The 605-nt window shown below is 47.8% G+C and carries 1 rRNA gene; it reads right to left on the bottom strand.

Going from position 1 to position 605, the window contains the following annotated elements:
* Positions 1-442 precede the first annotated feature (442 nt).
* Positions 443-605 (bottom strand): 16S ribosomal RNA (locus tag IEY53_RS34840); the annotation flags it as partial.

Raw genomic sequence — 605 nt, forward strand, 5'->3', positions numbered from 1 at the left:
TCCTTCGTCGGCTCCTGGCGCCTAGGCATCCTCCGTGTGCTCTTAGTAGCTTAACCAATCACTCCGGTGTTTCGCTTGTTCACTCCATCTTGTTTTGAATGACGCTCACAGATTGCTCTGTTCACGAAATCATTCAAAGCCAAAAGTCGCTCCACAATCGAAAACCTTCGCTTCCAGCTAATAACTATTTCAACTTGTTTACACAAGTTTCAGCTAAAAGATGTTCTAAACGCAAATTCGTTTCGGTATCCAGTTTTCAAGGATCAAGTTCCTGTAATTTCGGGACAAACACGGCTGTGCTGTTCGGAATTACAGACGGTCTTACTTTTGAGAGCTTAAACTCTCAAAACTGAGCAACGAGTGAGCAACAGGCCTAAACCTGAGATTTGGAAGCTTAGCTTCCGATTTGAATGTTTCCATTGCAGGAAACGATTCTCCATAGAAAGGAGGTGATCCAGCCGCACCTTCCGATACGGCTACCTTGTTACGACTTCACCCCAATCATCTACCCCACCTTCGGCGGCTGGCTCCCTTGCGGGTTACCTCACCGACTTCGGGTGTTGTAAACTCTCGTGGTGTGACGGGCGGTGTGTACAAGACCCGGG

The sequence above is a fragment of the Paenibacillus albidus genome, from assembly GCF_014644435.1.
GTDB classification, from domain to species: domain Bacteria; phylum Bacillota; class Bacilli; order Paenibacillales; family Paenibacillaceae; genus Paenibacillus_AQ; species Paenibacillus_AQ albidus.